Origin of the sequence: Salinimonas iocasae (genome assembly GCF_006228385.1) — a bacterium.
Taxonomy (GTDB): Bacteria; Pseudomonadota; Gammaproteobacteria; order Enterobacterales; family Alteromonadaceae; genus Alteromonas; species Alteromonas iocasae.
The window spans coordinates 2677633-2702061 of record NZ_CP039852.1; the positions used below are offsets into that span (position 1 = coordinate 2677633).

Below are 24429 nucleotides of genomic sequence, written 5' to 3' on the forward strand. Positions count from 1 at the left end.
ACAAAATCATGAGTCACAGTGTGATCTTTTCCGATTTATGACTGATATAAACGGCAATACCAATAAAAAAGGGTTGTTAATGGGTGGTCATTAGCAATAAGGAAAGGAATTGTTATGCTCAAGAAAGCAACACTCACACTCGCTGTCGCTCTGGCGTTTTCTCAAAACGGATTTGCTGCAGCACAACCTGATTACACTGTTAAGCGTGAATCAGTCACCTCGACGAATCTGTCAGAGGTAAAACAAGCTCTTACCCATAAGCGGGACATCATCATCAATGATACGGCTTATATGTTTTCTTCTAAAACTGCGGATCAGTTCGGGCAGACATATACTTATACTGCGTCTGATTCAGCAGATAAATTGGTCATTCGTGAGCGCAGCAACTCGCTAAGCGCAATATTGTTCGAAGATGGCGTTCAGAAAAGCTTAAGCCTGACCAATACCGGCGGCACGCTTTCACGGTATCACGTCAAGGTCACCGGTAATGAACCAGGTGTGCCCGGCGTCCAGCAAACTTCAGCAGCGCCCTATTGGCATACGCTTCGCCCATCAAGCTACGATACGAAACGTACCGTTAGCGAAACAATCTCAGAACTCCCTGAAGGTGCCGGCGCAGCATTTTTCATCTCTGCTGACACCTTCGTTACTGCCGAAGCAGGTGCTGCCGACACGAATGATGATATTTCCCCGCAATCGATTTTAGAGCAGGACCTTGCCGTTTTTAACACTGCACTTGCTGAAGCCGGTGTTGATGATGTCTCTGTCGATGTGAAAAATTATTACCTTATTGCTGACGATGAAGGTGGCTTCTGGGCCAGCGATGATGTCATGGCGAAAGCGGAGTTTGGCTCTGGTGAAGTCGACTTCATCAGCACCATGCATATCAGTGACTTTGACGATAACTTTGATAGTCGCGCGAATACCCGGGTTGTGGTTAACAATAACCCAATGAATGCTGAACAAAGCCTGCGTTTTGTTAAAGAGTCGCACGTGCGCTATCTGCCATTTAGCAGCGATAAACTTGCTCACGCGTTTGGTCACAACCTGGCACTGAATCATGAGCGCAGTTCGTTAGAAGAAACGGTCCCTGGCGCTATCCCCTACGCATTTTTAGAGCCTTCGGAAGTTGCGACTATTATGGCTTCCAGTAACGATGCGGATGCTGAACGTGTTGTCTTCTTCTCTAATCCCAATGAAGTGGTGGATGGCATAAATATCGGTGTTGATGACAGCAACGATGAAGCTGCAGACAATGCGCAATTTTTGCGTAAGACGGCCAAGCTGTCTGTTAACAGCGATAATTTCAAGAGCTCGTCATCGCTAACCCGGAATGAATCTGATGTTACGCTAAGTTGGACACCAATGCCTGGTGCGGTTGAACAAACCCTGATTGGCTCAGGCTACACATGTAACCTGTATCGTACTGATCTGGGCGTTTATACGACAGGCGAAGGCAACACTGAAATAGCGCTGGGGGCAACGCAGTCTTCTGTTGCGATAGATGCATCGACTAGCTCCTGTCTAATCGTTGTTAATTGGATTGAACTTGACGGCAATACTCTGCCCATCATCCGGGTAATGCAGGAATATCGTGGCGACGCAGGCTTCTTCGTCGACAACGTGAATGTGTCGACCGTACCTGGCTCGAGTACAACTGTTCCGGTTTATGTTGATGATGCGGACGTATCTAACGATCAAATCGATGTTTACTTCTCTAAACTGACCGGCGATGCATTTGCTGATATTCTTTATGAAGATGCGGATATTATTCAGCAATTCCTGACGGTCTCTGCATCCGGGGAAGGCAATAACCGCGAACTAACGTTTGAAATCAGTGAAAACTATGAAGATTCACTGGACTGGATCGAGCAGCTGACTAACAGTGAAATTCAGCCACAGTTGCTACGTATGTTCGTTAATCTTGCCGGAACCAGTGAAACGTACTCTTTGAGCCTGGATATGCGTGGAATGTACGAGGCTATTCCTCGCGCTACGGCGCCAACGCTGGTAGGTAAAGTTAACAGCGACGGCGGTCAGGCACAGGTCGTTGTTACCGATACTATTGATAGCGGAGATATTTCGGTAAGTATCGTTTCAGGATTTTCGGATTGGACGCCTGAATTTGATGTTACTCAGGATGGTGGAAACACTACGGTGGACATTAACGCGCCGGCTGATCTGTTCGATGGTACCGACGAACCGTTTTCTATTGTGAAAGTTACCTTTGGTGATAGCCGCCTTTACAAACAAGTCGGCTTCATCGAATCAATGACTTCAGATAGCGGCGATGACGGTGATTCGGGTGACGACGGTGACTCTGGCGATGATGGAGACGGCGATTCAGGTGACGACGGCGACTCTGGCGACGGTGGCGATTCTGGTTCTGGCGGCGGCTCCGGCGGCGGCACAGGTGGTGGTTCATCCAGCGACTCAGACAGCGGCGGTGGCGGCTCACTGGGTATCGCAGGGCTGCTCTCCCTGGCACTGCTTTCCATTCGTCGAAGACTGAAAATCAAATAATTGATATTCTCAAAAGAAAAAGCCTGGCTGTTACCGCCAGGCTTTTTTTATGCCCTTGTCCCGTCCTGAAATACGCTAGTAAATTCATCATTACGTTTCACGATAACAACTATCATCGAACGATATTTATTCAAAAAACACTTGCACATTTTGATTACACATGTAATCTAACCATTGGACTACAATTGTAATCAATAGGTAAGTACATGGCTGATATTCCTTCTAAACCAGAAATTTCCAGTGCTGAGTTTGATGTGCTCGATGTTATCTGGGATGACTTTCCGGTGACGTCCAGTGAAGTTGTAAACCGTCTTAATGAGCGAAAACCCTGGCATGATAAAACGGTTAAAACATTGTTAGGCCGCTTGGTGAAAAAGCAGGTACTGGGATTTGAAAAGCATCAGCGGCAGTACTTATATCACCCGCTTATTGCCCGTGAACTCTATGCAGAGAAAGAAACCCAGCATTTCGTCAGTCGCTTGTTCAAAGGAAAGGTAGCCCCACTTGTCGCCGGGTTCGCTAATCAGAATAGTCTTTCAAAACAGGATGTCGACGAACTTAAAGCGTTTATTGAAGCATGGGAAGATAAAAATGATTGAATGGATTGTTGCTCAGCAGTTACCGCTGACTGCTAGCCTTCTTCTACTGATATGCCTGGAGACTTTTCTTACCGGTAAGCTCGGTGTAAAGTTCACGTATCGGTTGTGGCTACTCGTACCCGGTATATTGTTTTTAAATAACGTGCCGACAGGTTTGATATCGCTCCCGGCGAATAGTATTAGCTATTACGTAGTGGGTATCGGTCCCGCGCTAGCCACTAACGATAATGACTGGATGTTAGTCGGCTGGGCTTGCGGTGCCACTGCTCTAATCTTATATACGGTTAGTTACCACCTACGCATCGCCCGAACAATTAAGTCAGATAGCAATCACCATGCACCTGTCTTCGCCTCCGATGCCATTAGCTCCCCCATGCTATTTGGTGCGGTCAAACCCCGGATACTGGTCCCCTCGATGTTTTCATCCCAGTTTAACGAGCAGGAACAAGCACTTATTTTAAAGCATGAACGCACTCACCGTTCTCACTATGACCACATCTGGAACTGTATGGCTTTATGCCTGTTAACCGTGTTCTGGTTCAATCCGGTTGTATGGCTGGCAGCAAGATCCTTCCGAACTAGTCAGGAGATAGCGTGTGATGCGGCTGTATTGGATAGCAGCTCACCAGAGGAAAAATTTATCTATGCAAAAGCACTTGTGCTGTGTGCTGAGCATTCTGTAAGTCACATCAACCTTTATCCTACATTAGGAGATAAAAGCACAATGCTGAAACGTCTAAATGCAATCAAACATCCCAGAGTCGTCAATAAAGCGACTATCCTGGCCTCCGTTGTCGTAGTTGGTGCACTATGCACAAACACCGCGCTGGCTAAATTTTCAACTCAGACTGTAAAACCCGAAGAAGCAGCTAAAGCATCGCCGGTAAAACGCGTCCACCCGGCTTACCCGGAAAAGGCCGCTAATAATGAAATGGAAGGTGAAGTCGTACTGAAGTTCGATATCACCGAAAACGGCGCTACTGACAATATCAGTGTTGTGAAGTCGTCCCCTCAGGGTGTGTTTGATAAAAGTGCCGTGGAGGCCCTAAAACAATGGAAATATAAACCTCGCATCCAGGGTGGTGTGGCGCAACGGCAAACCGGTTTGTTGGTTCAGTTGGATTTCAGACTGGGTCCGCCTGAGTCATCGGGTAAAGAAAACACTGCTAAATAATATAAGGAGGCCTGGCCTCCTTTATTTTAAGGGTATATAGGTGGTAAGCACCTCAATTAACGCGCTTTTATCAATAGGTTTGGTGATAAAGCTTTGAATACCGCGATGAGTGTATTGGCTGTCATCATCCTCAAATACATCTGCTGATAACGCAACCACCGGCGTGGAAACTCCAAGACTACGAATTTGTTTCGTGGCTTCCCATCCACTAATACCCGGAAGATTCAAATCCATAAAAATTAAATCATACGACGCTGAGCTGGCCATTGCCACCCCCTCCTCGCCACTCTCCGCAAGGTCGATAGTTAAACCCAGCGCTTGAAAAACAGCTTTGGCGACCTCTTGATTGATTAGGTTGTCTTCAATCACCAGAACTGCAGCCTGCGTGTTAAACGTGCCCTGCGTCCCCGCTTTTTCAGATGACTGGTTACCACCAGTCACAAGAGGCAGGTCAATTTCAACTGATGTCCCCTGCCCCGGCGAGCTCTCAATCTTAATATCACCTTCCATCAGGTCAACCAGGCCTTTCGTAATGGCTAACCCGAGCCCGCTCCCTTCCGTTTTTTTGTATTTGCCAACCTGAGTAAATTTATCAAAAAGCAGCGAGATATCTTCCTGCGCGATGCCGATCCCGTTATCTGTAACCTTGATCAACAAGTGCTGCTCGTGACAGGACACAGAAAGTGAAACCTTGCCACCGGCCGGCGTAAACTTAATAGCATTACTAAGCAGGTTTAAGATAATCTGGCTTAGTTTCGACTCATCATAGAACAGAACAGAAGGAACTTGCTCATCAAGCTCGAGTGAAAACCCCAGCTGTTGCTCCTTTGCTCTTGGCACCATCATGCCCCTGAGTGAATCAAAAAATAGTTTAGTGTCGATATCTTGCGCAGCGACATCCATTTTGCCTGCTTCAATCTTACTCAGATCCAATACCGAATTAACCAAATCAAGTAACCGCTTCCCACTATAATCAATGTGGGTCATATACTCAGAAAACATAGCCGGGAGGGAAGTATTTTCAGTCTCTTCCAGCATGAGTCGGTTTAGTGTAATTATCGCGTTAAGCGGCGTCCTGAATTCATGGCTAATAGTGGATAAAAAATCGGTTTTACGTTGATTGGCCTTATCTAACTGGCGTATTTTAAGCCGTAATTCAAGTTGCGATACAACTGCACGGCCTAAAACCGCGAGCGCTTCACGCTGATGCGCATTGAGTTGCTGAGGCTTATCACTGATAGTACAAAGTGTGCCGATGGCATGTCCTTCAGATGAGACCAGTGGCGCCCCTGCATAAAAACGTATATAGGGATCGGCAGTAACCAGGGGATTATCGCGAAACCGCTCATCTTCCAGCGTGTCTGAAACCTCGAAGATATCCTCCTGAAGAATTGCGTGAGCACAAAATGCAACATCTCTGCTCGTTTCTGTCGCATCAAGCCCAACTTTAGATTTAAACCACTGGCGCCTTGCATCGACCAGGCTGATTAACGATATGGGCGTACCACAAATTTGCGATGCCATACGGGTAAAATCATCAAACACATCTTCAGCTTCAGTATCCAGAATATCGTACTGATATAACGCCTCCAGGCGTGCTTTTTCATCTTTTGGTTCAGGGGCGCTACGCATGCTATAAGCTACTAAAATCAATATCTTGAGTGAAACTTGTTCTCACACTATAGACCAGTTAGCTGCTGATGCCAGTTTCTTTATCACTTAATTGTTAACCACCCTCTCGGGAGCCTCATGCTTTGCCACTTTATCGCCTGACATTTGTACCGCGAGGCTGGTGCCATAACGCTTTATTCTCTAGCGGCGTGCCCTCTGGCAATGCCGGATTATCCAGCATAAAAATCTGTCGCTTGTCGAGGTCGAGGCGTTTAAATGTTTCCTGATAAGTAGATTCAAACAGCGCATCAAATGAGCCATCTTCAATCGCTCGTTGCAATCCCGTCTCAATAAGACGAGCCAGTGTCGGATTACCCCGATTTACAAAAAAGTACATTGCGGTGGGATAATAAAGTGCAAGGCGCTTCTCCAGCACGATATCAGCAGGCAGGGTGCCGCTTTCAAGCTCACTGATAACTTCAATTACCGAGCGGGGAAAAAAGCTGGCCTGGCGAGTCTGCAATATTCCCATTGCCTCTTCGTATTCCGGTACGGTAAAGACATTAAACCCATTGGCCTGCAAAATTTTTGTATCCGGCCATTCTTCGCCCTGGACAGGCGTCATCGCCCGTAACCCCGATTTAGAGTCGATCTGACTAAAGCGGTTTAGTTGGTTTTTAGTCGTCAGGAATACCCGCCAGCCAATCAGTCCTTTGGCAATCGGAATACGGATAGGCAGCAAATCCTTTTCTCGCTGGACATCCGTCATGCTCCAGACCACATTAACTTCGCGGTTTTCTTTTAACCGACGAAGCGCTTTGCCCTGTAAAAGAATGCGTTCTGAAGGTAATAGCGAGTATTTAACGCCCGTTTTTTCCAGAGCCAGCGTTAACAGAGCTACCGGATACTCAGCCCGCATATCGTTGTCAGTCAGCGGCCGCGGATAGGTAATAGACCATAGCGCCGCCTGGACCGGGCCCGCGTACAGCATAACCAGGGCAAACAGCCCGATGTACATCCATTTAACTCGATGACTGAAAAGCATTTTTCACTCCTGGCGAAGCCTTATCAATTATTCAATGCCGATATATTTGTGCGTTTGTAGCGACAAGCGCCAGTTTCGCGCAATACAGGTTTTTATTGCAAGTTCCGTGGCGCGTTCCTGCTGACTTATCGGCTGAAGACAAACGTGAGAACAGGGTTTATCCAGCTTTGCCAGTAATGCATCAAGTTCCTCAATATGCTTTTGCATGGCGACCGGATGCTTAATTTCATTTGCGCGATTCAACGCGCTTTCAAGTACAGGAAGCCCGCCCTTCATATCCACTTTCGGGGAAACGGTCACCCAGGTTTCCGGGGCGCAGCGAACCTCATACGTACCGCTGGTTTCAATTTGTGTGGAATAACCATTATCGTGCAGAAGACTGGTAACCTCAGTCAAATCGTACATACATGGTTCCCCGCCGGTGATGACTATATGTTTCGCCTTATAACCCTGCTGGGAAAACAATGTCAGAATTGACTGACCGTCGGTATTAAAAAAAGCTTCGCTTTCCTTCGTTTTGGTTATTACGTTGTCGGATGTGGTCAGAAACGCATCATCTAATGTCCAGGTGTGCTTGGTATCACACCAGGGGCAGCCGACCGGGCACCCCTGAAGGCGGATAAAGATTGAGGGTACTCCTGTGTAAACCCCCTCGCCCTGAATGGTCTCAAACATCTCATTAATACTTAATTGCTGCGCGCCCAATATATTCCCCTGACTGCAAGTTCTCTTGCAATTTTATCAAGTTTCGTTAAAAGTTGCGGTCATTATTTATAATTACTGGTAAACCATCATGTCTGAAAATGTTGTGGTTATTTATTCTGGTGGCATGGATTCCTACACGGTGCTGAATAAAGCGATTCGGGAAGGAAAAACGCCGCACGCATTATCTTTTAACTACGGTCAGCGTCATAAAAAAGAGCTCGATTATGCTGCGCGGGTTTGTGAACGTCTGGGCATACCGCATAAGGTAGTCGACATCTCCAGTATCAACAGTCTGGTGGGGGGATCTGCCCTTACCAGCGATATTGATGTGCCGGAAGGTCATTACGAAGAACCGTCTATGCAGACCACGGTTGTACCAAACCGGAACATGATCTTGCTCTCACTGGCTATTGGCTATGCAGTTTCGCTTGAAGCTACCAAAGTCTATTACGGGGCGCATTCCGGTGATCACGCTATCTATCCTGACTGCCGTCCAGAATTTGTTGAGAAAATGAATAGCGTCTCGAAAATTGCTAACTACACGCCGGTGGAAATTGTTACGCCTTATCTGCTTGAGAGTAAAACAGCAATATTGGCTGATGGCTTATTCATGGGACTTGATTACAGCGAAACATGGACCTGCTATAACGGGCGTGAAAAAGCGTGTGGAAAATGCGGTGCGTGTCAGGAGCGGCTTGAAGCATTTGCTGATAACGGTGCGACTGACCCGCTTCACTATGAGACGGTGAACTGATAATTCTAATCCCGGACAATTCATCTATTTGAGATTGTCCGGGCTTTGCTGTGACCGCAGTTTATTTCTGACTTTCTGAAATAAAGTAGCTAAGTTCTTTGATACAATGACGCAGCACCGGATTAAGCCGGGTATTCTTACCATTCATCACAAAAAGTTCATGTTCAAAGTTAAACATCGAACCCTGTGCAATAGGCACCAGCCCTAAACTCGCCCCCTGCTCTTTAGCAATGAAGTCAGGTAACAGCGCAATGTATTCACCCGTCATGATGGCGGACATTGCCGCATCATAAGAGTCAGAAAAAGTCTGAATCGCCAGACGACGATCATCTTCGATATAGTTCCCTGATGAAAGGCCTGACAAACCAATAGCCGGATAATCCTCTATCTTGACGTCTTCAGGTAGCGGTGTATCTCGGTATTTAGCCAAGGGATGGCTTGGAGAGCAGTACAAGCGCCCTTTGCATTTTACGCCGATAGGGTGAAATGTAACCGATTCTGGTTTAACCATGTCATAGGTCGAAATCACCAAATGACATTCACCGGACAATGCTACGTGCTCTACCTCGTTGTAAAGACGGGTCTGGATATTCACGTGAATATCATCAAATTTTTTCATGGTACTTTTCACAGCTTTACTAACAGCAAGCTGAATAGAAAGCGGAAGTCCCGCCATCAGTACCAGTGTTATGTGCCCGGAATAATCGTCATGTAATGATTTAAGATTGAAGACAAAGTTATCGAATGCGTTAAATATCCGTTTGGTTTCCTGAAATACCACTTCGCCTTCTTTGGTCATTTGAAATCCGCCACGCCCGCGATGACAAAGTACCAGATCCAGTCGCTCTTCCAATTTCTTGATAGCAGCACTGATATTAGGTCGTTGCATACGAAGCACCGGCTCTGCAGCAGTGAAGCCATTACAACTGGCTACAGCGTAGAAAACCCGCAGAAGTTTGATGTCTGACTCTTGAAGTCGGTTTAACATGGAGTCACCATTTTATAGGTATAGTTATAGATACTCAAAAACCCATAATAGGCAACAGTGGAAGGGATTACAACGTGATTTTTTAAGTTTATTGAACTTGGTAGCTAAAAAGATGACGCCAGCGTATTAGGCAAGCGTATTTTTACCAATACACTTGCCCATACGAATTATGAAACTGAGACCACCTGTTTTCGCAGTTGCTCAATCTCATCACGTAAGGAACCGGCCTTTTCAAACTCCAGTTCTCTTGCGTGTTCAAACATCTGCTTTTCCAGCTCAGTGATTCTGGTCATGAGATCAGTGGCGTTAGCCGGATGCTCACCTTTCTTCTTCTCACTGACTTTGCGTAGCCGCACCTTACCCGATTTACCATCGCTGCTATCACCGATATCCATAATATCCGTGATAGGTTTGTTCAGGCGCTGTGGCGTAAGACCATGTTCCGTATTATACGCTTCCTGTTTCTCCCGACGGCGGTTGGTTTCATCCATGGCTTTTTGCATCGACTGAGTAACCGTGTCGGCATAGAGTATTGCCCGGCCATTAATATGACGTGCTGCCCGGCCAATTGTCTGAATTAGCGAACGCTCAGCACGCAGAAAACCTTCTTTATCTGCATCAAGAATGGCAACCAAAGAAACCTCCGGCATATCCAACCCTTCCCGGAGCAGGTTTATCCCCACCAGAACGTCGAATTTGCCTAATCGCAAATCCCGAATTATCTCCATGCGCTCAACAGTATCTATATCAGAGTGCAGGTATCTGACTTTCACGCCGTGTTCGTTGAGATACTCGCTCAGGTCTTCAGCCATACGCTTGGTGAGGGTCGTAATCAGAACCCGTTCATCCACCTCTACGCGTTTGTGAATTTCAGATAATACATCATCAACCTGGGTCGCAACCGGACGAACCTCAATTTCAGGGTCCAGCAGTCCGGTCGGCCTGACAACCTGTTCAACTACATCGCCATCGCATTTTTCAAGCTCGTATTTACCCGGCGTTGCGGATACATAAATGGTTTGCGGCGAAATTTGTTCAAACTCATCAAATTTGAGCGGGCGGTTGTCCAGTGCTGAAGGCAATCGAAAACCATACTCTACGAGCGTTTCCTTACGGGAGCGGTCGCCTTTGTACATTGCGCCTACCTGAGACACAGTAACGTGCGACTCATCAATGAACATCAGACCGTCAGCCGGAAAATAATCCAGCAATGTTGGCGGTGGCTCGCCCGGTGCACGCCCGGACAAATACCGTGAGTAATTTTCAATGCCTGAGCAATAGCCTAGTTCCAGCATCATCTCAATATCAAACTGTGTGCGCTGAGAGATCCGTTGCTCTTCAAGCAGCTTACTCACTGACTTAAGCTGCTCTTTGCGATCCTTAAGCTCTTCTTTGATATTTTCGATTGCAGCCAGAATCTTTTCCCGCGGTGTTACGTAATGCGTCTTTGGAAAAACGGTAGCCCTTACAACGCTTTTTTCAACTGCCCCGGTTAACGGGTCAAAAAGACTGATCTTATCAATCTCCTCGTCGAACAACTCAACTCTGACTGCCTGCTTCTCTGAATCAGCGGGAAATATGTCAATTACGTCCCCTCTTACGCGGAAATTACCTCGCTCAAAAGCCAGATCATTTCTGCTATATTGCAACTCAGCCAGCCGACGCAAAATATCGCGCTGGTCCATCGTGTCGCCCTGTCGCAAATGCAATAGCATTTTCATGTACGATTCAGGATCCCCCAAACCGTAAATTGCCGATACACTGGCGACAATAACAACATCCCGCCGCTCCATCAGCGCTTTGGTTGCTGATAAGCGCATCTGCTCAATATGATCGTTGATAGAGGAATCTTTTTCGATGAATGTATCCGTGCTGGGAACATACGCTTCCGGCTGATAATAATCATAATATGAGACAAAATATTCCACAGCGTTGTTTGGAAAGAACTCTTTCATCTCGCCATATAGCTGGGCTGCAAGCGTCTTATTATGCGCAAGTATCAATGTAGGCCGCTGTACCGACTTAATCACATTGGCCATGGTAAACGTTTTACCCGACCCCGTGACCCCCAACAGCGTCTGCGCGGCAAGTCCACTATCCAGACCATCGATCAAAGCATCAATGGCTTTGGGTTGATCCCCTGCCGGCTGGTATTGAGAAACCAGTTCGAACCCTCGGCTCATAAAGTCACTTCTTCCTCACTGGCGACTGACTGAGCTTTTTGCCTCGCCAGTGCGCGTTTAAACGAAATAAATGAAACAACAGCCATTAAGATGTTGGCCACGACATTCCCCCAGAACAAACCTGGAATGTCGAACAACAGGCTACCTGCGTATGACACTGGTACGAAAAACACAAACAGACGGATGATACTCAATACCAATGCTGTCATTGGCATGTGCATCGCGTTAAAAGAAGAGTTCGTGAGTATGACTACGCCCTGCATGCCATATCCCAACGGGACAATAGCCAGAAATAACGTGATTAGCTGCGCGACTTCTTTTTCATTGGCAAATATGGCTGCAATCCAGTCTGACAGCAGCCAAAGTAACGTATAGACAACCAGCTGCCATACCAATATAAATTTAAGCGTTATCTTATACGCCGCTTCAACGCGCTCATGCAGATTGGCACCAACATTCTGACTGATTAATGGCGGCAACGTCATTGATAAGGCCAGGATAATAATACTGGCTATTGACTCGAGCCGATTCCCTACCCCCCATGCTGCGACCGCTTCGGCGCCATAGGTTGCGACCAGTGCAGTCATTACGGCGCCGGCGATTGGTGTTAACATATTGGCGCCTGCTGCAGGTAAACCGATTCTTAATACATCCCGCGCACTTTCTTTAAATTCAGCCATAGTGAGCAAGCGTGGCACCATAAGCTCGCGGCGCACTGCCAGTAACCAGATAATCCAGGCAGCGCCAAATAACCAGGCAACAAAGGTAGCAACAGCCGCCCCCTGAATCCCCATCGCCGGTATTGGACCCACCCCAAATATGAAAATGGGGTCCATTGCCGCGTTAAGTGCTCCGCCTGTAGCCATAATAATGCTGGGCGTACGCGTATCACCGCAGGCGCGTAACACGCTATTCCCTACCATTGGCAGGCTCAGAAACACACTGGACAGATACCACACGCTCATATAATCGCGAATATAAGGCAGCAAATTATCACTGGCGTTGAGTAGATGAAAAATAGGATCGATAAGTAAATAACCTATCGCCGCTAAAGCGCTGACCAATATTACCGAAAGCATCAATGAGCCGGTGGCATGCAGTTTGGCATCCTTTTGCGCTCCAGCGCCCAGCAATTTACCAATAATGGCAGACGTTCCTATACCCAAACCTATATTAAGGCTGATAACTGTGAACGTAACAGGGAAGGTAAAACTAATCGCGGCGAGCTGGTCTGTACCAAGCAGACTGACAAAAAACGTATCCACCAGTCCGAAGCTCATCATCATCACCATACCCAGAATCATCGGAATCGTCATGCGCCGCAGTGTTTTTCCTACCGGGCCTTCAGTGAGATTCTCGTTTCGTGTTTTGGTGATTTTTTTCACAGTTTTCCCGCGCAAGTTCAAAGGTGACTATTACACAGCAGTCATCAATGTATTAAAAGTCTTATTCGATAATGAGACTATTTTTCACTTTCACTGAAACCAGAGGAGAAAAATACGCCTGAGTAAGAGCGATTGATTGAATTTAAGATATAACAGACCGTTGGTGAATGAAGTTAGTAAAAGTACATATAAAGCGACCGGACTTTAATTATCAAAGGACCAAATTACCCGCCGAAAGTGGTGTTTCAGATAGATAACACTTTTTTTGTAGCTATACGCTTATCAGACATCCTGGAAAAACAGCCTGACGATATATATGAATATAGCTAAACGCTGTTAAAAAACTGTAATCAAAGGCTTATGGTGTTGTAATTATGGATAGTTATCCAGCGCCAGCGATGAAATAACACACAAGGTACAGCATGTCTAATGGATCTTCACTGGATCAACACAAAGATCCCCATGAAAACTTCAAGATTATGATTTGTATCAGGTTTTATTTCTCGATCTGAATTTGTGTGTTTGTTTCGCTGGAACTGGATCACCAGTTAGGCCTCTATTCAGGCGCACTATCAACATAGTTATCCACAGTTTTAGTGGATAACTAAGCTAAAGCCAGTATTCACGCGGAATGCTGCCGAGTATCAAACACAATGTGTAAGTAACGACTAACCTTTTAAACAGTAGATTTTGGTTACAGTTTTGCGACACACTGTACATTTTAACAGTAAAAAAGAATTATTTAATAGTATTTTTTAAACGCTTCCTTAGTTTTGGTTATAAGCCATATACTCTTTTTCCACTTATAGTATAGATAGAGAAAAAAGGCTGTATAGCGAATGGCTTACCGCTTATGCGCAATGTTTAACCAATGCTTTTAGCAGATTGATGCGAAATTGAGCTAAAACCGCCAAAAATGTCACTTTTTGTTCAGTTAAAAAAAAAATCGTACTAAGTTTGTTGACAGCGACACGGATGGTCTTTAATATTCGCTCCCGTTGAAAAGCAGGTCCCCCTTAGCTCAGTTGGTTAGAGCGACGGACTGTTAATCCGCAGGTCCCCCGTTCGAGTCGGGGAGGGGGAGCCAACTTTTCAATGACAAAGAGTATCTGCTCCCCCTTAGCTCAGTTGGTTAGAGCGACGGACTGTTAATCCGCAGGTCCCCCGTTCGAGTCGGGGAGGGGGAGCCAATCTCTTTAATCATACTATCTCCTGCTGTAAATTCTCGTTCTGTATTTAGCGTTACTTCCTCATTTTCATACAATTTTCTATTATCTGCTGACAGATTAAATAACCTTAGTCTTATCAAGTTGTTAATCGCTCTACAAACAGGGATAATAGGCGCTCATATTTAGAGGCTATCCTCTGTCAGCCTTCTGGCGAACGTAAACGCCCTCTCTTTGAACTGCGTGGAGCATCAGTTAGCAACATGACCGATTTTCTTTTGCTACTTGTTGGAACAGTACTGGTCAATAACTTCGTTTTGGTGAAGTTTCTCGGGTTGTGCCCGTTTATGGGTGTATCCAGTAAACTGGAGACCGCAATCGGCATGTCGATGGCGACCACGTTTGTGCTTACTCTGGCATCAGTATCAAGCTATCTGGTAGAAACTTATATTTTACAGCCATTAGGCATTGGCTATTTACGCACACTTGCTTTTATTCTTGTGATTGCAGTGGTGGTACAGTTTACTGAAATGGTTGTGCATAAAACCAGCCCTACCCTGTATCGCTTGCTGGGCATATTTCTTCCTCTTATCACCACCAACTGCGCTGTACTTGGTGTAGCCCTGCTAAACCTGACTGAGCAGCACAACTTTATGCAGAGTCTTGTTTATGGTTTCGGCGCGGCTGTCGGTTTCTCTTTGGTACTGATTCTTTTTGCAGCCATGCGCGAACGTCTGGCTGCTGCAGATGTACCCTCGCCGTTTAAAGGCGCTTCCATTGCGATGGTCACAGCCGGATTAATGTCGCTTGCATTTATGGGCTTCAGCGGATTGGTGAAATTGTAATGAGTATGACTGTTGCACTGATTGCTATCGGACTTCTGGCGCTTATCTTTGGCCTGGTATTAGGCTACGCCAGCATAAAATTTAAAGTCGAAGGCGATCCTCTGGTCGATCAAATCGATGAAGTTTTACCGCAGACCCAATGCGGCCAGTGTGGCTACCCGGGATGCCGGCCTTATGCCGAGGCCATCGCCAATGGTGACGAGATAAACAAATGCCCCCCGGGCGGTGAGTCAACCATTAAAAAGCTGGCAGATCTTATGGGGGTCGAGCCCAAACCGCTGGATGCAGCGCATGGCGAAGAAGACGAGAAAAAAGTTGCGTTCATTCGTGAGGATGAATGTATAGGTTGCACCAAGTGTATTCAGGCATGTCCGGTAGACGCTATCCTGGGTGCAGCAAAACATATGCATACAGTAATTACCGAAGAATGTACCGGGTGTGACCTGTGCGTTGACCCTTGCCCTGTCGACTGTATTGATATGGTGCCGGTCTCCCCTACCACTACATCATGGACGTGGGATTTTGATAAAACGCCTAAAGGCGATATCCCCGTGAAGGTGGTGTCATGATGATGAACGCCAGCTTTGAACAAATCGTTAGTAAGTTATCGTCCGGTGAGCTTTACGACTTCCCAGGGGGCGTGCATCCGCAAGACAAAAAGTCTATATCAAATCAAGATGTAATCAGACGCGCCCCACTGCCTGAAAAACTCATTATCCCCGTACGGCAACATGTGGGGACAGAAGGCCGCCTGGCAGTCAGTGTCGGCGATCACGTTATGAAGGGACAGCCACTTACCCGTAGCTCACACCCTTTTGCAATTCCTGTGCATGCGCCAACCTCAGGTACCGTAACTGATATCGGGCAGCATATCACTGCGCACCCAAGTGGTCTGCGCGAACAGGCCATTGTGATACAACCTGATGGTGAAGAAACCTGGACAACGCTCACCCCCTTATCAGATTACGCCTCAAGAGAACCTGCTAACGTCGTTGAAGCGCTGTGTGATGCAGGTATCTCAGGTATGGGCGGAGCGGGCTTCCCGACCCATATTAAGGCCAGCGGCACAAAGAAAATTGAATTTATTGTTATTAATGGTGTGGAGTGCGAGCCTTACATCACTGCTGACGATAGATTGATGCGCGAGCACGCCTGGCAAATCAGGCAAGGTGCTGATGTACTGTCGCATCTGGTCAAGCCACAACTCATCATTGTTGCAATTGAAGACAACAAACCAGAAGCATTGGATGCGATGAAAATTGCCTGTAAGGATAATCCGGACATTCAGGTGGTTTCTGTTCCGACCAAGTATCCGGCGGGTGGTGAGAAGCAGCTTATTCAGGTACTGACTGGACGCGAAGTGCCTCGTGATGGCTTGCCCGCAGATATCGGCGTGCTGATGTTTAATGTTGGTACCTGCTATGCAATCGCCGATGCCATTTTTCACGGTAAGCCGCTTATCGAACGCGTGGTTACACTGACCGGCGGGGCCGTAGAAAAACCGGGCAATGTATGGGCCCTGATTGGAACGCCGGTAAATCACTTGCTGGGTGAAGCACAGTACAACAGTCGCAAGCAAAAGGATCCGCAAGTGGTAATGGGTGGGCCGATGATGGGTTTCACCTTGAATGATGCTGCCGTGCCTGTAGTTAAAATAACCAACTGCCTGTTAGTTCCCGCCAATGGTGAGCTTATAGATGATACCAGTGAGCGACCATGTATCAGGTGTAGCGCCTGTGCAGACGCCTGCCCTGCTACATTGCTACCTCAACAGCTGTTCTGGCATTCCAAAGCACACGAGTACGAAAAGGCCCAGGAATATAATCTTTTCGACTGTATTGAATGCGGTGCCTGCGCTTACGTATGTCCCAGTGAAATACCACTCGTCCACTATTACCGACAGGCCAAATCTGCCATTCGTCAGCAGCGCGATGAGAAAGCCCGTGCTGAAAAAGCCAAAGAGCGGTTTGAAGCGCGAAAAGCGCGACTGGAGCGGGAAAAGATTGAGCGCGAGGAGAAACACAAACGAGCGAAAGAAGCCAGAGCCAAAACCGCCTCTGCTGGTGCGCCTAAAGACAAAGTTGCTGCTGCATTAGCCAGAGCGAAATCCAAGCGTGCAGAAGAGACTTCTACAACGCCAGAAAACGATACCTCACAATCGGATAAGCAAGCAAAGGTCGCGGCGGCAGTTGCCCGTGCTAAAGCCAGAAAAATCGGCCAATCGCCTCAACAAACTGATGCGGAACAGATTCAACAGGCTTCGATGCCGGCCGCCGATGGTCAAACGGTCGACTCAGATATATCAGACAAGCAAAAGCGTGTGGCGGCTGCAGTAGCACGGGCGAAAGCAAAAAAAGCTCAGCGCGGTAATCCGGATGCAGCAGAATCGGTAGATTCACAGACCGGCAGCGCTTCGCAACAGGATGAAGGGTCATCGGAAACCGGAACAGCTGAGGATGATAAGAAAAAACGCGTCGCCGCCGCGGTAGCGCGGGCAAAAGCAAAAAAGGCCCAGCGTGAAAACACGGATGCAGCAGAGCCAGATGATTCAAAAACCGAAACGCCTTCATCACAGGAAGCTGAATCTTCAGAGGCCGAGTCCGCTGCAGATGAGAAAGAAAAACGTATTGCCGCTGCGGTAGCGCGGGCGAAAGCAAAAAAGGCCCAACGCGAAAAGACAGATGCAGCAGAGCCGGTTGATTCACAGACCAGCAGCGCTTCGCCACAGGATGAAGGGTCATCGGAAACCGGAACAGCTGAGGATGAGAAGAAAAAACGTGTCGCCACTGCGGTAGCGCGGGCAAAAGCAAAAAAAGCCCGGCGCGAAAAAACGGATACAGCAGAGCCAGTTGATTCACAAACCGAAACGCCTTCATCACAGGAAGCTGAATCCTCTGAGGCCGAGTCCGCTGCAGATGAGAAACAAAAACGTATTGCCGCTGCAGTAGCGCGGGCAAAAGCAAAAAAAGCTCAGCGCGATAAGCAAAATGAGAACAACAGCTAACATGAAACTAACCTTATCCAGCTCTCCACACCAGCGCGTTCAAAGAGATACCGGGCAGATCATGCGACTGGTCATTTATGCAATGGCACCCGCCATGGTATTACAGATGTTCTTTTTTGGCTGGGGCTTACTCATTCAGGCGTCTATCGCTGTACTGACAGCGGTGGCAACCGAAGCTGCTTTTCTGGCGTTACGTAGTAAGCCGATTGGCCGTGCATTAAGTGACTACAGCGCTGTACTGACCGCATTATTACTTGCCGTGAGCATTCCTCCTGCGTTGCCCTGGTGGATGACCGTGCTGGGAACGTTTTGTGCAATCGCAATCGCAAAGCAACTTTATGGTGGACTGGGCTTCAATATGTTCAATCCGGCCATGATTGCGTATGTCATTCTTCTTATTTCGTTTCCGGTTGCGATGACGATGTGGTTGCCGCCTCAGCAATTTCTCTCAGAGCCGCTGTCTTTCGCTGATACGTTAAGTCTGATTTTCACCGGCTTTACCCAGTCCGGGATGGATGTTGTTCAATTGCGAACCGTGGTTGACGGGGTAACAATGGCAACGCCATTAGATGCAGTAAAGACCGGGCTAACCCAGAGTCAGACCTATACCGAATCTTTACAGGCCCCTATTTTTGATGGTGGTTTCGCTTCCAGCCTTGGTGCAGCGTGGTCCTGGGTTGCGTTGGCCTACCTTGCAGGGGGATTGTTCTTATTAAAAGCTAAAGTGATCAACTGGCACATTCCGGTTGCCATGATTGTCAGTGTAGTGGTTTTTTCCGGCTTTCTGCATTTACTTGATATGGACCGGTACGCATCCCCGTTATTCCATGTTTTTAATGGCAGTTTACTTATTGGGGCATTTTTTATCGCCACCGACCCTGTTTCAGCATCGACAACAAACAAGGGGCGTCTTATTTTCGCCGGAGCGATTGGCTTTTGGCTGGTGATTATCAGAACCTTTGGTGGTTACCCGGACGCCGTGGCGTTTGCCGTTATCATTATGAATATGGCGGTCCCCTTAATTGACTATTACACGCGCCCCAGAACCTATGGGCATAGTCCTCGCCCACAAAAGCGTAAGCACAGGTAGTTGTTATGTTTAAAACATTAGCCACCAATGGCGGGATGCTCGGGGCCTTTGCGGTCATTACCACCGCATTGATTACTCTGACGTTTATTGGCACAGAAGAGCGGATTGCTCAACAGCAACGTGCGCGTTTGCTGTCTGTTCTTAATGAAGTTGTGCCTGCTTCAATGTACAACAACAAGCTTTATGCTGACTGCACAGTGATTGACGCCGAGGCACTTGGCACCGAAAAAGCTCACCGGGTCTACCGGGCCCGCAGCGATGAGGCCCCCGTGGCCCTGGTACTGCAAACCACCGCGCCGAACGGTTACAGTGGCAATATTGAGCTGGTAGTGGGTGTTGATACATCGATGACGGTGTTAGGAGTTCGTACCTTGTCTCACCAAGAAACACCCGGTCTGGGAGACAAAATCGAGCTGGCAGTAAGTGACTGGATCCGCACGTTCAGTGGTAAAACCTTTGACCAGGATCAGCAGGAAGCCTGGCAAGTCAAAAAGGATGGTGGACAATTCGATCAGTTTACCGGCGCCACAATTACGCCGCGAGCTGTTGTAGGTGCGGTGCGCCGCACGCTGGACTATGTGGTTGAAAACCAGACTGCATTATTCGCACAGCCTGCTAATTGTAGCGTATCACAGTAACAGGAAGGCTCATGTCAGAATATAAAACGCTCGCCGCTGACGGCATGTGGGATAACAACCCTGCACTGGTACAGTTGCTTGGTCTGTGTCCGCTGTTGGCCGTCACCGCAACTGTCATTAATGGCCTCGGCCTGGGTCTGGCTACACTGGCAGTATTAGTCGGCTCCAATGTAACCGTTTCCCTGGTTCGCAACATTGTACGCAACGAAATTCGTATCCCTATTTTTGTTATGGTCATTGCTTCGTTTGTAACCATCATTCAGTTACTAATGAACGCATTTACTTATGAGTTATATTTGGCACTGGGTATTTTTATTCCACTTATTGTTACCAATTGTGCCATCATCGGTCGCGCTGAGGCCTTTGCCTCTAAGAACGGCGTGTTACCTGCCGCGTTTGACGGCGTTATGATGGGTCTTGGCTTTACAGTCGTACTTATGCTGCTGGGTGGCATGCGCGAACTACTCGGCGCAGGTACGTTATTATCCGGTGCGGACCGGCTGTTCGGCCCTGTTGCGCAGAACTGGACAATTACCGTCTATGTCACGGAACATCCGTTCTTACTGGCGATTCTGCCACCGGGCGCCTTTATTGGTATGGGGCTGCTAATCGCCGCGAAAAATGCCATTGATCAGCGTTTGACCGCCAGACAAACAAAGCAACAGAAGCAGGTCACCCGCATACGGGTAACCGCAGAGAACTGATTTTCTATGAATAATACCAAACGAAAAGAGATTCTTACTCGCCTGCGCGACGCTAACCCTACCCCAACCACAGAGCTTCACTTTAGCTCCCCTTTCGAGCTACTCGTAGCGGTAACATTGTCTGCGCAAGCCACCGATGTGGGGGTCAATAAGGCCACGGCAAAGTTATTCCCGGTTGCCAATACGCCTCAGGCAATATTTGATTTAGGGGTGGACGGACTTAAAGACTATATAAAAACAATCGGGCTTTACAATGCTAAAGCAGAAAATGTACACAAGATGTGTAAGATCCTCATTGAAAAGCACGGTGGCGAAGTACCCGAAGACCGGGATGCACTGCAGGCTCTGCCCGGCGTAGGAAGAAAGACAGCCAATGTGGTACTGAACACAGCATTTGGCTGGCCGACTATTGCGGTCGATACGCACATTTTCAGGGTATCTAATCGCACCAAACTGGCTATGGGTAAAAACGTTGACCAGGTGGAACAAAAGTTACTGAAAGTCGTACCGAAAGAATTCAAAGTCGATGTTCATCACTGGTTGATATTGCATGGACGTTACACCTGCATTGCCAGAAAGCCCCGCTGTGGCTCTTGTATTATCGAAGATCTCTGCGAGTTTAAGGACAAGACTGAGTAACTATATAGAGGCACTGATAACACCTTTCCCTGACTGGTTGCAGGGTGTCGGTAGTTATCATAGTGCCCCTGCTTTTACGCTCTGATCGCGATTAGCATGATTGTTTAGCCACGTCATAATTTTCTTATCAATGATATTTTTCTTTTCCGAGTTAGTGAAAAAGACATAGCCCACATTATGCTCTTTGCTATATCGAAACAAACCAGATGCGCTTCCGTTGAAGCCTCCATGTTGGTAAAACGTATGGCCATCAAGGTTTTCAATGTAAAGCCCCAGTCCATATTTATATATGCTGTTTCCTTTATCGGTAAGCTTTTCAGACTGAACCGATGTCATTGCCTGATAACTTTTGTGCGAAAGATAGTTATCTTCAAAAATGCCAATCAAAAACTGGGCATAAAACCTGGCGTTTGTCTGAAGGCTGGCAGCTGCATTAAAATTTGGGTTTTGTGCAGTGATGCTCCAACCTGCGTTGATTTTACCCTGCACATGCCCATCAGCTCTGTGCTGCTGTAAATAGTTCGTCCAGATAAAGCTACTCGATTCCATTTTAAGCGGACTAAGCAATGTCTTGTTGATGATCTGTTGTAGTCCGTCTAAATCGGTTTCATGCAAATGGGCTAAAACTTTCGCTAAATACTGAAAGCCCTCTCCCGAATACTGATACTGCGTACCAGGCTCAAAAGCGATGGTAAGGGGCTTATCAGGCACATATTTTCCGTCATCCGTTAAGAATCGCCAGTTTGGAAACCCGGTAGTATGAGATAATGCCATGCGCGCGGTTATTTTTTTATAGCGCTCATCATGCGCAATGTCTTGATAAGGCATGTATTCAAACAACGGGGTGTCCAATGAAAGCATTCCCTCGTCCACCATTTTCAATACAAATGCGCTAAAAACCGTTTTGGACATGGAAGCCGCATCGAACATGGTTTGTTGATTAACCGGCTTACCCGAATCAACATTACGAACACCACCATTAAATTCATAAACAATTCGCGCGTTGTTTATTAGTGCAAAAGATAAGCCTGGCACTTCAACCTCTGCGACCAGACTCTCAAGTTGCTGCTCAAGCAGTTCAGGCTGCAGAGTTCGGGAAAATCCCTCTAGCAGTTGCGCGTTTTTACCTTGCTGATTACGCGTTGAATTGTCATCATAAGATTCAAGCCCGACAGTATCTTCACGCACCAGATATTGTGCCGGATGCTGCTTCAGTGTTTCAGGTAACGCCTGACCGATTGAGGTAAATGTCATCAATATACACCCCAACGCTGTCGTAATACTGTGCCGATGCTGCATCTGTAGGCTCTCTCATTGCTGATATAATTATTATTTCACTAAGTCGCAAAAAAAGTGGTCTGGGTTTATATTCACTCAAAAAAATTGTTACAGCAACGCTACCTTATGCGGATATTCCCATCCCCCCCCCCTTCTGTTATTGCAGGTATTCTCTGAAACGTAATGTGCTATCTTTGATATTCTGTGGAGATATTTAGAAGGCTTAGGGCAAATGAATTGTAGGGTTATCAGCGCATCACTATTGTTTTTATTTTCCGGGATGGGTGTTGCCAGTGAACAAATTTCCCTTCCTGTCACATCAGATAACTCTACCGTTTATGAAAATAAGCAGCGCGCCTATTTTTCAACGCTATGGGATACGCAGGTTGTCAGCAATGTTTCCTCGCCGACGCTGACAACATTTTTACCTAAAGACAAAAAGCAAGGCAGCCCCGCGGTTATTATCGCCCCCGGCGGCGGGCTTTATGCGCTTAGCATCAACAGTGAAGGTAATGATGTAGCCCGATGGCTGGCAGATAAAGGTATTGCGGCGTTTGTGCTGCGTTATCGCCTGGTCCCCACCAAACATGATGCCACTGCGCAACTATCCGAAGAATGGGGAGCGGACTATCAGAATGTTTTAAACAAAGCAGGTAAGGTACTGCCCCTGGCAATTGAAGACGGACTCAGTGCAATGGACTACGTTCGAAAAAATGCAGCCTCTATGGGGGTAGATCCGCAAAAGATCGGTTTTATGGGATTCTCCGCGGGTGGCGCCGTAGCGCTGGGTGTGAGTTACCACTATGACGCATCGACTCGCCCGGACTTTCTGGTTCCTGTTTATCCATGGACAGATGCTATAGCGATAAAAAAACCAAAAGATGATGCGCCGCCATTGATTGTCATCGCCGCAACCGACGATAGCCTGGGACTGGCCGAAGGGGCAGTTGATGTATACCGTTCTTACCTTGCGGCAGATAAAAATGCCGCTATGCATCTTTATTCCCGGGGCGACCACGGGTTTGGAATGAGAAAGCAGGGGTTGCCTTCAGATACATGGATTGAACGCGTTCACCAGTGGCTCATTGCTGAAGGATTTGTAAGCGACTCCTGAAGCTATCCGAAGTCGCCCTGCTCTGCGCCGGGTTGCTCTATCTGATGTTTTTAGCCAGTACAATAAAGTCTTCCAGATAATTGATGTGCTGCTCATCAACACGCATACCTACGTAAATTTGTTTATGGATACCCTTACTACCAAACCGGACACTGGATACAGACATTCTTGCGGCGTATTCATCCACCAGCCAGCCCGGCAATGCACACACACCACGTCCGGCGGCTACCATTTGAAGCATTATTTCTGTGGTCTCAATCAGCTTATGCTTTTTAACCCTACAATTTGCCGGATGTAAAAACTGACTGAAAATATCCAGACGTTCCGGTTCCACTGGGTAGCTTAGTAAAACCTCTTCGCTTAAATCCTCAGGTACAACGTAGTCTTTTTGAGCAAGAGGATGACCGCTTGGAACCACCAACCTGTGCTCGTATTCAAATACGGGAATGTATTTCACACTGGGCGTGAGTAAAGGGTCAGGTGTAATAATGATATCAATCTCATAGCGATGCAACGCGCCAAGTGCACCAAACTGAAACTGCTGTCTGACATCTACATCTACCTTTGGCCACTTTTTCAGATATGGATCTATCACCTTTAACAACCACTGATAACAGGGATGACACTCCATGCCAATGCGAAGCATCCCCATTTCTCCTTTTGCCATCTGACTTAATAGCGATTCTACATGTGCAAACTGCGGTAAGATGCGATCTGCCAGCGTAACGATGCGCTCGCCAGCCGTCGTCAGTCGTAAGTTGCGGCCTGCTTTTTCCCATATAACAGTCTGAACTTGTGCCTCCAGCTTCTTAATACTATGACTGAGTGCTGACTGAGAGAGGTGCAGTGCTTCTGCGGCTTTGGTGACGGTGCCATGCTTTTTGATGGCGGTAAGAATATCCAGATGTATTCGCTCAATCATTGGTTACCTCTCAGCCTACATTTTTATAAAAACATACTAAAACATGAACAAATCTCATAGTT

The 24429-nt window shown here is 47.2% G+C and carries 20 protein-coding genes and 2 tRNA genes; 14 read left to right on the forward strand and 8 right to left on the reverse strand.

Features of this window, described 5'->3' with window-relative positions:
• Window positions 1–114: 114 nt before the first annotated feature.
• From FBQ74_RS19060 to FBQ74_RS11895, 3 genes are all read left to right on the forward strand, one after another.
• Complete coding sequence (locus tag FBQ74_RS19060; protein WP_205912255.1) at window positions 115–2523, forward strand: hypothetical protein; 2409 nt, start codon at window positions 115–117, stop codon at window positions 2521–2523.
• Window positions 2524–2729: 206 nt separating this feature from the next.
• Window positions 2730–3122, forward strand: coding sequence for a BlaI/MecI/CopY family transcriptional regulator (locus FBQ74_RS11890; protein WP_139756870.1), 393 nt, complete (start codon window positions 2730–2732; stop codon window positions 3120–3122).
• A complete protein-coding gene (locus FBQ74_RS11895; RefSeq protein ID WP_139756871.1) occupies window positions 3115–4296 on the forward strand; it encodes a M56 family metallopeptidase in 1182 nt (393 codons plus the stop codon). Before FBQ74_RS11890 ends, FBQ74_RS11895 begins: the two co-directional genes overlap by 8 nt.
• A 21-nt stretch (window positions 4297–4317) precedes the next feature.
• Here the strand turns inward: FBQ74_RS11895 and FBQ74_RS11900 are convergent, their stop codons facing one another.
• From FBQ74_RS11900 to queE, 3 genes are all read right to left on the reverse strand, one after another.
• Complete coding sequence (locus FBQ74_RS11900; RefSeq protein WP_139756872.1) at window positions 4318–5928, reverse strand: GAF domain-containing hybrid sensor histidine kinase/response regulator; 1611 nt, start codon at window positions 5926–5928, stop codon at window positions 4318–4320.
• A gap of 130 nt (window positions 5929–6058) precedes the next feature.
• Window positions 6059–6952 carry a type 2 periplasmic-binding domain-containing protein gene (locus FBQ74_RS11905; RefSeq protein ID WP_139756873.1) on the reverse strand — a complete coding sequence of 298 codons (894 nt, stop codon included), beginning with the start codon at window positions 6950–6952 and terminating at the stop codon, window positions 6059–6061.
• Between the two features lie 27 nt (window positions 6953–6979).
• Window positions 6980–7627, reverse strand: a complete 648-nt coding sequence (queE, locus tag FBQ74_RS11910) for a 7-carboxy-7-deazaguanine synthase QueE (RefSeq protein WP_139757953.1) — start codon at window positions 7625–7627, stop codon at window positions 6980–6982.
• 118 nt (window positions 7628–7745) lie between these two features.
• On the opposite strand from queE, the gene queC reads away from it, so the two are divergent.
• Window positions 7746–8411 (forward strand): 7-cyano-7-deazaguanine synthase QueC, encoded by a 666-nt coding sequence (queC, locus tag FBQ74_RS11915; RefSeq protein ID WP_139756874.1) that lies wholly within the window; start codon window positions 7746–7748, stop codon window positions 8409–8411.
• 61 nt (window positions 8412–8472) lie between these two features.
• Here the strand turns inward: queC and FBQ74_RS11920 are convergent, their stop codons facing one another.
• From FBQ74_RS11920 to FBQ74_RS11930, 3 genes are all read right to left on the reverse strand, one after another.
• On the reverse strand, window positions 8473–9399 hold the full coding sequence (locus tag FBQ74_RS11920; RefSeq protein WP_139756875.1) for a LysR family transcriptional regulator: 927 nt from the start codon (window positions 9397–9399) through the stop codon (window positions 8473–8475).
• A gap of 167 nt (window positions 9400–9566) precedes the next feature.
• On the reverse strand, window positions 9567–11582 hold the full coding sequence (uvrB, locus tag FBQ74_RS11925) for an excinuclease ABC subunit UvrB (RefSeq protein WP_139756876.1): 2016 nt from the start codon (window positions 11580–11582) through the stop codon (window positions 9567–9569).
• Complete coding sequence (locus tag FBQ74_RS11930) at window positions 11579–12886, reverse strand: MATE family efflux transporter (protein WP_139757954.1); 1308 nt, start codon at window positions 12884–12886, stop codon at window positions 11579–11581. Before FBQ74_RS11930 ends, uvrB begins: the two co-directional genes overlap by 4 nt.
• Before the next feature lie 1091 nt (window positions 12887–13977).
• Here FBQ74_RS11930 and FBQ74_RS11935 point away from each other — a divergent pair.
• The 9 genes from FBQ74_RS11935 to nth all read left to right on the forward strand — a co-directional run bounded on the left by FBQ74_RS11935 (window position 13978) and on the right by nth (window position 21053).
• Window positions 13978–14054 (forward strand) — tRNA-Asn (locus FBQ74_RS11935).
• Between the two features lie 26 nt (window positions 14055–14080).
• Window positions 14081–14157 (forward strand) — tRNA-Asn (locus tag FBQ74_RS11940).
• A 239-nt stretch (window positions 14158–14396) separates the two neighbouring features.
• Window positions 14397–14978: an electron transport complex subunit RsxA gene (gene rsxA / locus FBQ74_RS11945; RefSeq protein WP_139756877.1), complete on the forward strand. Its 582-nt coding sequence runs from the start codon at window positions 14397–14399 to the stop codon at window positions 14976–14978.
• Window positions 14978–15547, forward strand: coding sequence for an electron transport complex subunit RsxB (gene rsxB, locus FBQ74_RS11950; RefSeq protein WP_139756878.1), 570 nt, complete (start codon window positions 14978–14980; stop codon window positions 15545–15547). The genes rsxA and rsxB overlap by 1 nt, the downstream gene beginning before the upstream one ends.
• Before the next feature lie 2 nt (window positions 15548–15549).
• A complete protein-coding gene (rsxC, locus tag FBQ74_RS11955) occupies window positions 15550–17982 on the forward strand; it encodes an electron transport complex subunit RsxC (RefSeq protein ID WP_139757955.1) in 2433 nt (810 codons plus the stop codon).
• Between the two features lies 1 nt (window position 17983).
• Window positions 17984–19072 carry an electron transport complex subunit RsxD gene (gene rsxD / locus FBQ74_RS11960; protein WP_139756879.1) on the forward strand — a complete coding sequence of 363 codons (1089 nt, stop codon included), beginning with the start codon at window positions 17984–17986 and terminating at the stop codon, window positions 19070–19072.
• Window positions 19073–19077: 5 nt separating this feature from the next.
• Window positions 19078–19710: an electron transport complex subunit RsxG gene (gene rsxG, locus FBQ74_RS11965; RefSeq protein ID WP_139756880.1), complete on the forward strand. Its 633-nt coding sequence runs from the start codon at window positions 19078–19080 to the stop codon at window positions 19708–19710.
• Window positions 19711–19721: 11 nt separating this feature from the next.
• Window positions 19722–20414 (forward strand): electron transport complex subunit E, encoded by a 693-nt coding sequence (locus FBQ74_RS11970; RefSeq protein WP_139756881.1) that lies wholly within the window; start codon window positions 19722–19724, stop codon window positions 20412–20414.
• Between the two features lie 6 nt (window positions 20415–20420).
• The gene (gene nth, locus FBQ74_RS11975) at window positions 20421–21053 is read left to right on the forward strand and encodes an endonuclease III (RefSeq protein WP_139756882.1); all 633 of its coding nucleotides are present in this window, start codon (window positions 20421–20423) and stop codon (window positions 21051–21053) included.
• 57 nt (window positions 21054–21110) lie between these two features.
• On the opposite strand, the gene FBQ74_RS11980 is transcribed toward nth, so the two are convergent.
• A complete protein-coding gene (locus FBQ74_RS11980; RefSeq protein ID WP_168190660.1) occupies window positions 21111–22307 on the reverse strand; it encodes a serine hydrolase domain-containing protein in 1197 nt (398 codons plus the stop codon).
• 256 nt (window positions 22308–22563) lie between these two features.
• Between FBQ74_RS11980 and FBQ74_RS11985 the strand changes: the two genes are divergently transcribed.
• Window positions 22564–23445, forward strand: coding sequence for an alpha/beta hydrolase (locus FBQ74_RS11985; RefSeq protein ID WP_139756884.1), 882 nt, complete (start codon window positions 22564–22566; stop codon window positions 23443–23445).
• 37 nt (window positions 23446–23482) lie between these two features.
• On the opposite strand, the gene FBQ74_RS11990 is transcribed toward FBQ74_RS11985, so the two are convergent.
• The gene (locus FBQ74_RS11990; RefSeq protein WP_139756885.1) at window positions 23483–24367 is read right to left on the reverse strand and encodes a LysR family transcriptional regulator; all 885 of its coding nucleotides are present in this window, start codon (window positions 24365–24367) and stop codon (window positions 23483–23485) included.
• Between the last annotated feature and the right edge of the window lie 62 nt (window positions 24368–24429).